This is a genomic window from Megasphaera sp. AF13-6AC (assembly GCF_027685385.1).
Lineage (GTDB): Bacteria > Bacillota > Negativicutes > Veillonellales > Megasphaeraceae > Megasphaera > Megasphaera micronuciformis.
In genome coordinates this window covers 1-7,860 of sequence record NZ_JAQCUN010000059.1, presented here as the reverse complement: position 1 = coordinate 7,860, position 7,860 = coordinate 1, and the positions used below count along the sequence as shown (strand labels likewise).

Below are 7,860 nucleotides of genomic sequence, written 5' to 3'. Positions count from 1 at the left end.
ATGAAACTAGAGTAGCTCTTATCGGTATTATTGTCAGCGACGGCGGGGCAGCGGAAAAAATCAATGCCGTTTTTCACGATTACAGAGAATATATTATCGGGCGTATGGGATTACCTTATAAAGAACGAGGGATATCCATTATCAGTATTACTATGGATGCCCCCCAGTCTGTAATCAGCGCCGTTGCCGGTAAACTGGGCATGATAAAGCACGTAAGTTCAAAAACTATTTATGCAAGGTTACCGGAATAGGGGTAGGCTTATGTTAAAAATTGCAATTTACGGTAAGGGCGGTATCGGCAAATCAACTGTAACATCCAACTTGGCGGCAGCCTTTGCCTGTTTAGGTAAAAAGGTTATTCAAATCGGTTGTGATCCGAAGGCCGATTCGACACTGAATCTTTTGGGCGGCCATTTGTTAAAGCCCGTTATGAACTATATGAGTGAGAAGGATGCAGAGCCGGAATCGATTGAAGACATTTCCGAGACCGGCTTCGGCGGGGTTTTGTGCATTGAAACAGGCGGTCCTACGCCCGGGTTGGGGTGTGCCGGTCGCGGTATTGTAGCTACTTTTGCGCTTTTGGAAGATTTGGGTCTCTTTGATATATATAAGCCCGACGTCGTCTTGTACGACGTTTTGGGCGATGTCGTTTGCGGCGGATTTGCGGCACCTATTCGTGAGGGCTATGCTAAAGACGTTATTATCGTTACATCGGGTGAAAAGATGTCACTTTATGCTGCCGATAATATTTGCAGGGCTGTACAGAATTTTGAGGATCGCAGTTATGCTCGTATGAGAGGTATTATTTTTAATCGTCGGAATATTCCCGGTGAAGAGGATAAGGTTAAGGCTTTTGCAAGCGAACGGGGCTTGTCGATTATCGGCGATATTCCGCGCAATGATGATATTTCTCGCTTTGAGGAAGAAGGTTGTACCGTTGTTGAAGGTGACAGGACCCTGCCTATCAGCCGTAATTTCTTATCCATAGCTGAAGCCTTGATAGGAGAAAAAGTATGATGCAGAAAGCGGCTTTTTACAAAACCGTGGCCGAGTTAGCGGCGGCAGGACCGGAGCGGGTTCCTGCCGAACTTATTTCGACAGAGCATGTAATCTACAATTCGCCGGCATCTTTGTCCTTTAATTCGCCCGGGGCGGAAGGATTCGGAGTAAAAAGAGCGGGTCTGGCTATTCCCGGTTCGATTATGCTTCTCGTAGGGCCGGGGTGTTGCGGTCGGAATACAACGATTTTAAGTGAAATGAGCGGCTATAGTGACCGTTTTTTCTTCTATACAATGGACGAAACGGATATTATTACGAGTCGTCATTTGCAGAAGATTCCCCGGGCCATTAGAGAAATTTGCGAGAGTTCGGAAAAAGCACCGTCAGTTGTCATGGTCTGTATGACCTGCGTTGATGCTCTCTTAGGAACGGATATGGAGCGCGTCTGTCGAAAGGCGGCAGATGAAGTAGGGATTCCTGTCGTTCCTTGCTATATGTATGCCTTAACCAGAGAAGGTCGGAAACCGCCGATGGTAGCCGTACGGCAAGCTGTTTATTCGCTCTTAAAGTCACGAAAACGACGCGGTGATGCTGTAAACCTTCTCGGGTATTTTTCGCCATTACAGGATGACTGCGAGCTATATGACCTGTTAAAGCAAGCCGGAGTGAAGCATATTCGGGAGATTTCTCGTTGCGGCGATTTTGATGAATACCTTGCCATGAGTGAAGCCAACTTTAATCTTGTTCTTCACGCTGAATCACGGTTGGCGGCACAGGATATGGAAGAACGTTTACAAATACCGAGTATAGAATTGACCCGCATGTATGATACGGAGAAAATACATAAGCAGTACGGCATTTTTTCTAAGGTTATAGGGGCATCTCTTGATGACAGACCGTATAAGGAAGAGGCGGAAGCAGCTGTCGAAGAATTTCTTAAAAAGTACGGCTCGATACGAGTAGCCATAGGAGAAATGATGAACGGGGATGCCTTTGATATGGCCGCCGCTTTGAGTAAGTACGGATTGGATATACGGGAGCTTTACGGAACCGTAACAGCGGAGTCCTTTGTGCGTTTGCGCCAACTGGCGGAGACGAACGGGAGTATTAAGGTTTACTCCAACCTGTCTCCGACTATGCTTTACTATGAAGACGATGAGACTGTTGGCCTGACAATCGGAAAGGATGCGGCGTATTATCATCCGAAGGCGGCTCATGTTTTTTGGAATCGGGAGATTCAACCCTTCGGACATAGAGGTGTGACAACCCTGTTTCGTGAAATGATAAAAGCCATGGAGGGCCATAGAATATGAAGGGTTTGTGGAAATACATATCTCCCTTTGCACCCGATCAATCCGGTGCGGGGGCGGTCTTATACGGGATGGGAGGAATCATTGTTGTCTGTGATGCCGGTGGTTGTGCCGGCAATATTTGCGGGTTTGATGAACCGCGTTGGTTTTCACAAAGAAGTGCCGTGTTCAGTGCCGGTTTGCGTGATATGGATGCTATTTTGGGTCGAGACAACCGATTGGTGGATAAATTGGCGGCTGTGGCCGGGGAAATAGATGCGGACTTTGCCGCTATTATAGGGACTCCGGTGCCGGCCGTTATTGCCACGGATTATAGAGGTCTACGCAGATTGGCGGAAAAGCGTATTCAAAAACCGATTATAACCATAGAAACGACGGGAACGGAATATTACGACAAAGGAGAAGCCTTGGCCTATAAAGAGCTTTTAAAGACTTTTGCCAAAGAAACGGGAAAAAGGAAGGATAAAAGTGTCGGTATTTTCGGAGCTACTCCTTTGGACTGCGTATTTCCTCAAGATAGGGAACGCATTAAAGAGCAACTTTTGCATAAAGGCTGGGATGAGGTTCATATTTATGGAGAAGACGGCTTGGAGCCTTTGCAAAGAGCCTGTGAAAATACTCTAAACCTGGTTTTATCGCCGTCAGGGCTCGAAGCGGCGGTTTATGCTTGTAAAAAGTTCGGTACTCCTTATGAATGTATATACCCTTTGCAGGGCCACGAGACTAAGGTGCTTGACGATTGGAAGGGTAAACGTGTTCTAGTCGTACATCAACAGGTGGCGGCCAGACAATTAGCAGACGAATTGGCTGAAAGAGGTGCGGACGTAATGACGGCTACCTGGTTTTCGGTACCGCATGAACTGATGAAGGAAAAGGATGTGCATTTGGCGGAAGAAGACGATTTTTTACGTCTAATAGAAGAAAATTCCTTCCAGGTCATCTTTGCCGATATCTTTTTAAAGCGGGCAACCGGAAAGTTTAAAGGCCTCTTTGTTGATTTTCCGCACTTTGCCGTATCGGGGAGGACTTCGTTGTGAAGGCTTTGAGAATTCGTATTTTCGGCATTGTACAGGGCGTGGGATTCAGACCTTTTGTCAGTCGTTTGGCAAAACGTTGCGGTATTGTAGGAACCGTGAGTAATCGCGGCTCCTATGTGGAAGTTATCATGGCCGTGCCGGCAAAAGAAGAGCACTTTTTCTTACAGGCTTTGCGAGATGAAGCTCCGCCGCGTTCTCAAATTATGGGTATGGAAACGGATTATATAGACAAGGCCGATTTGTTAAGCGGCTTTTCCATCATTGAGAGCACCCCTGATAAGGGACATATTTTTGTATCGCCCGATATCGGCATTTGTGATGAATGTAAAAGGGAGCTCTTCGATCCGTCGAACCGTCGCTATTTGCATCCCTTTATTAACTGTACGGCTTGCGGACCGCGACTGACCGTTATGAAGTCTATGCCCTATGATAGGGAACGAACGTGTATGAATAACTTTCCCCTGTGTTCGTCTTGTGAAAAAGAATATACGGACCCGACTTCGCGTCGTTATGATGCCCAACCCGTATGTTGTAACGAATGCGGCCCGCAAGTATATGTGGTCGGCACGGAAATTTACGGACATCGGGCGATTAGGGCGGCACGGGAAGCAATCCGTCAAGGGAAGATCATTGCGGTCAAGGGTATCGGAGGATTTCATCTTTGTTGCGACGGTACGAATGAGGCGGTCGTCAGTCGACTGAGACACCTTAAAACGCGCCCGGTTAAACCTTTTGCCGTTATGGCGGCTGACCTTGAGACGGCGAAGCGGGAGTGTATAGTCACCCACACCGGCGAAGAATTACTGATGGGTTATGAAAGGCCGATTGTTCTCATGAAACGACGGATCGGGGGTAAGGCGGCCGCTTCCGTGTCACCGGATAATCCGTATATAGGGGTTATGCTTCCGTATGCCCCCTTACAGCTTCTCCTGTTTTCTTATAATGACGGCTTACATATGCCTGATTTATTAGTTATGACCAGTGCCAATCGAAGCGGCATGCCTATTTGTCGGACTGATGAAGAAGTCCGTACGGACTTACCGGGCTTATGCGACCTCATCTTGTCTCATGATAGGGATATTTTATTACGTGTAGACGATTCGGTTGTTACGCTCTTTGAAGAGGAGCCGTATATGATTCGGCGCTCACGCGGCTATGCTCCTTTACCGATTTATGTGAATGGCGATTTTCACGGTACCGTACTTTCGGCCGGTGGGGAATTAAAGAATACGGTTTGCTTGGCTAAGGATAATCTTTTTTATCTTTCACCTCATATCGGGGATGTAGGTTGTGTGCGGACGGAAACGGCACAACATGAATGTGCCGTGCGGTTGCGGGACTTATTGGAGATTACTCCGCAATGCGGTGCTGCGGATATGCATCCGGCCTATGAGTCGTCGCAGTTGGTTAAACAGGCCCGAATCCCTGTCATTTCCGTACAGCATCATTATGCACATATTCTATCTTGTATGGCGGAAAACGGCTGCTCTGATGAAGTTATCGGCATAGCTTTGGACGGGACCGGGTACGGTACGGACGGAACGATTTGGGGTGGCGAATTATTACAAGTCTCGTATGACGGATTTACACGCGTGGGCTCTGTCAGTCCCTTTCTTCATGCCGGCGGTGATGCAGCTGTGCGAGACGGATGGCGATCAGCATTATCGTTTATGTATGCACTGTACGGTAAAGATGCCGTTCGTCGTCTGGCGAGCGACCTCTCGTTGTGTACTCCGCAAGAGGCTGCAGCGCAGCTGTTTATGCTGACTCAAGGTGTCAATACCTGTGTTTCCACATCAGTCGGTCGTTTCTTTGACGGTGTGAGTGCCTTATTGGGAGTGTGTCGGGCTTCAACTTTTGAAGGTGAAGGTGCTATGACGCTCCAATTTGCGGCGGAAGCCTATGAACAAGGTAAGGCGGGTGAAGAGGCTCCCTTGAATCTTTTCGTTGAAAAAAGAGACGGACGACTCATATTGGATCTGTTGGACTTGGTAAAACAAGTGACAGAACTATTTAATAAGGGGGCAAGTGTTAATTATTGTGCTTACTTATTTCATAAAGGAACGGCAGGTCTTTTGTGTAAAGGGGCTGAGGCTGTTCGCAAACAAACAGGACTTTCAAAAGTATGTCTGAGTGGCGGTGTTTTTCAAAATACCCTGCTTTTACGATTAAGTCGAGCCTATTTGGAAACGGCAGGATTTACAGTATATACGCACCGTCTCGTACCGACGAATGACGGCGGAATTGCTTTGGGACAGGCCTTGGCAGCTATGATTAAGTTACAAAAGGAGAAAGAACATGTGTGTAGGATTGGCGGCGAAAGTCGTGAAGGTGAAGGGGAATATAGCACTGGTCGACGCGTCGGGAGCCCGGCGACAAGTATCGGCGGAACTCATTGAAAATCTTGATCCGGGCGACTATGTTATGGTTCACGCCGGGACGGCTATTGCTAAAATCAGCTCCGATGACATTGAAGAAACAACGGAATTGCTGGAGGATTTATAATGGCGGATTTGGAAGGAGCCAAACGGCTCGTTATGTCATATAAGGGGCCGAAGATTCGTATTATGGAGGTATGCGGAACGCATACGCACGAAATCTTCAGGCTGGGTATACGGAAATTACTCTCCCCTCATATGGAGCTGGTCTCCGGCCCCGGTTGTCCCGTATGCGTAACCCCCGTAGCTTTTATTGACGAAGCCTTGTGGTTGGCCCAAAAAAGAGGGGTTACGGTCTGTACCTTCGGAGACTTATTGCGAGTTCCCGGGTCAAGCGAGACGTTGAGCGAGGCTCGGGCTCGGGGTGCCGATGTACGAGTCGTTTATTCACCTTATGATGCCTATGAGTATGCGGCGGCGAACAAGGATAAGGAAGTCGCCTTTCTGGCTGTCGGCTTTGAAACGACGACACCCGGGGCTTGTATTGCCGTAGCAGCGGCGGCATCGGAGGGGCTGACGAATTTTTCTCTATTGACGGCTAATAAAACGATGCCTCAAGCATATGAAGCTATGCGCGGAAGTTGTGACGCCTTTTTGTACCCCGGACACGTCCATGCTGTCAGCGGGACCGCCGTTTGCGAAGACTTGGCTCGGCGCGGCACGTCGGGGGTAGTTGCCGGTTTTACGGCTGCCGAGTTGATTACGGCCTTGGCTTTTATAGTCAAGAAAACGCAAGAAGGCAGACCTTACTTTGTTAATTGCTATCCCCGCATTGTGCGACCGGAAGGGAGCCCTAACGGACGTGCCGTTGTAGAGAGGGTTATGGAACCTTGTGATTCGCAATGGAGAGGCCTCGGTATTATTGCACAATCGGGCATGAAATTAAAAAAGTCTTTTATCGACTTTGACAGTCGTATAAAATATTCGATGCCTCATATTGCAGGCAAGGAAAACTCGGCTTGCCGTTGTGGCGACGTGTTGCAAGGCAAGTGTATACCTACCGAGTGTCCCGTATTCGGTAAAGGGTGTACACCTGAACATCCCGTAGGAGCGTGTATGGTGTCGGGAGAAGGCACTTGTGCCGCCTTTTACAGGTACGGAGGTATATAAATGAGCGAAACAATTACAATGGCCCACGGCTCGGGCGGTGCGAAGACGTCCGAGTTGATTGAGCGTATTTTTAAAAAATATTTGGGGAATCCTCTGTTTACTGCCGATGATGCGGCCGTATTACCGTCTAATACGAATAGATTGGCTGTCTCGACGGACGGATTTATCGTGTCACCGCCGGACTTTCCCGGCGGAAATATCGGTAAGTTGAGCATTTGCGGTACTGTTAACGACTTGGCTTGCATGGGTGCCGTGCCGAAGTACCTTACGTGCGCCTTTGTTATTGAAGAAGGATTACCCTTTGATGACTTGGAACGATATGTGGCGGCCATGGCGATAACGGCAGCTGAGGCAGGCGTTCATATTGTAGCCGGTGATACTAAAGTTGCCGGAAGGGGCCAGGTAGATAAACTCTTCATAACGACAACAGGGATCGGTGAGATTCGTGACGGTCTTTGTCTGTCCGGGGCAGCAGCACAACCGGGCGATAAAATCATTGTAAGCGGCGATATAGGTCGTCATGGTTGTGCTATTTTATTGGCTCGGGATACGTTCGGTATAGAGGCTGATGTAACCAGTGATTGCGCTCCCTTGAACCGGACTGTAGCCGCCGTTTTGGCACAAACGGAAAACGTCCATGTTATACGCGACTCTACGCGTGGGGGTGTCGGCACCGTGTTATATGAGATTGCGGCGCAAAGCGGTACGGGTATGCATTTGACGGTACAGGACATACCTGTCCGACCGGCCGTTAAGGGGGTTTGCGGCATGCTGGGCTTGGAACCTTTATATCTCGCTTGTGAAGGCCGGTTGGTTTTTATCGTACCGGCGGAAGTGGCGGAACAGGTCGTAGCGGTGTTACATACCCTACCGTATTCTGCTGACGCCGCGATTATCGGGGACGTTACAGATAGACGCGTCGGTACGGTGACCATGACGACGGAGATAGGAACGGAAACGATATTG

General features: G+C 48.7%; 8 protein-coding genes. All 8 read left to right on the top strand.

The genetic code is table 11. From position 1 onward, the window contains the following. Window positions 1-251: TM1266 family iron-only hydrogenase system putative regulator (locus PGX78_RS04625; RefSeq protein WP_270445591.1), on the top strand; the 251-nt coding region annotated here is incomplete at its 5' end. A gap of 10 nt (window positions 252-261) precedes the next feature. After that, window positions 262-1,017 (top strand): nitrogenase iron protein NifH, encoded by a 756-nt coding sequence (locus tag PGX78_RS04620; RefSeq protein WP_270445589.1) that lies wholly within the window; start codon window positions 262-264, stop codon window positions 1,015-1,017. Then, window positions 1,014-2,312 carry a nitrogenase component 1 gene (locus PGX78_RS04615; RefSeq protein WP_442864795.1) on the top strand — a complete coding sequence of 433 codons (1,299 nt, stop codon included), beginning with the start codon at window positions 1,014-1,016 and terminating at the stop codon, window positions 2,310-2,312. The genes PGX78_RS04620 and PGX78_RS04615 overlap by 4 nt, the downstream gene beginning before the upstream one ends. Continuing rightward, window positions 2,309-3,346 carry a nitrogenase component 1 gene (locus PGX78_RS04610; protein ID WP_270445588.1) on the top strand — a complete coding sequence of 346 codons (1,038 nt, stop codon included), beginning with the start codon at window positions 2,309-2,311 and terminating at the stop codon, window positions 3,344-3,346. Before PGX78_RS04615 ends, PGX78_RS04610 begins: the two co-directional genes overlap by 4 nt. Then, on the top strand, window positions 3,343-5,745 hold the full coding sequence (gene hypF / locus PGX78_RS04605; protein WP_270445587.1) for a carbamoyltransferase HypF: 2,403 nt from the start codon (window positions 3,343-3,345) through the stop codon (window positions 5,743-5,745). Before PGX78_RS04610 ends, hypF begins: the two co-directional genes overlap by 4 nt. Continuing rightward, window positions 5,678-5,851 carry a HypC/HybG/HupF family hydrogenase formation chaperone gene (locus PGX78_RS04600; RefSeq protein WP_270445586.1) on the top strand — a complete coding sequence of 58 codons (174 nt, stop codon included), beginning with the start codon at window positions 5,678-5,680 and terminating at the stop codon, window positions 5,849-5,851. The genes hypF and PGX78_RS04600 overlap by 68 nt, the downstream gene beginning before the upstream one ends. Then, complete coding sequence (gene hypD / locus PGX78_RS04595; protein WP_270445585.1) at window positions 5,851-6,894, top strand: hydrogenase formation protein HypD; 1,044 nt, start codon at window positions 5,851-5,853, stop codon at window positions 6,892-6,894. The genes PGX78_RS04600 and hypD overlap by 1 nt, the downstream gene beginning before the upstream one ends. Beyond that, window positions 6,895-7,860 (top strand): hydrogenase expression/formation protein HypE (gene hypE, locus PGX78_RS04590; RefSeq protein ID WP_270445584.1); only part of this gene is annotated, 966 nt, incomplete at its 3' end. It abuts the gene before it with no gap.

Bases quoted from the DNA above. Each gene is read 5' to 3' on its own strand.
- PGX78_RS04620 (WP_270445589.1), top strand. From the start codon at position 262: ATGTTAAAAATTGCAATTTACGGTAAGGGCGGTATCGGCAAATCAACT.
- PGX78_RS04615 (WP_442864795.1), top strand. From the start codon at position 1,014: ATGATGCAGAAAGCGGCTTTTTACAAAACCGTGGCCGAGTTAGCGGCG.
- PGX78_RS04610 (WP_270445588.1), top strand. From the start codon at position 2,309: ATGAAGGGTTTGTGGAAATACATATCTCCCTTTGCACCCGATCAATCC.
- hypD (WP_270445585.1), top strand. From the start codon at position 5,851: ATGGCGGATTTGGAAGGAGCCAAACGGCTCGTTATGTCATATAAGGGG.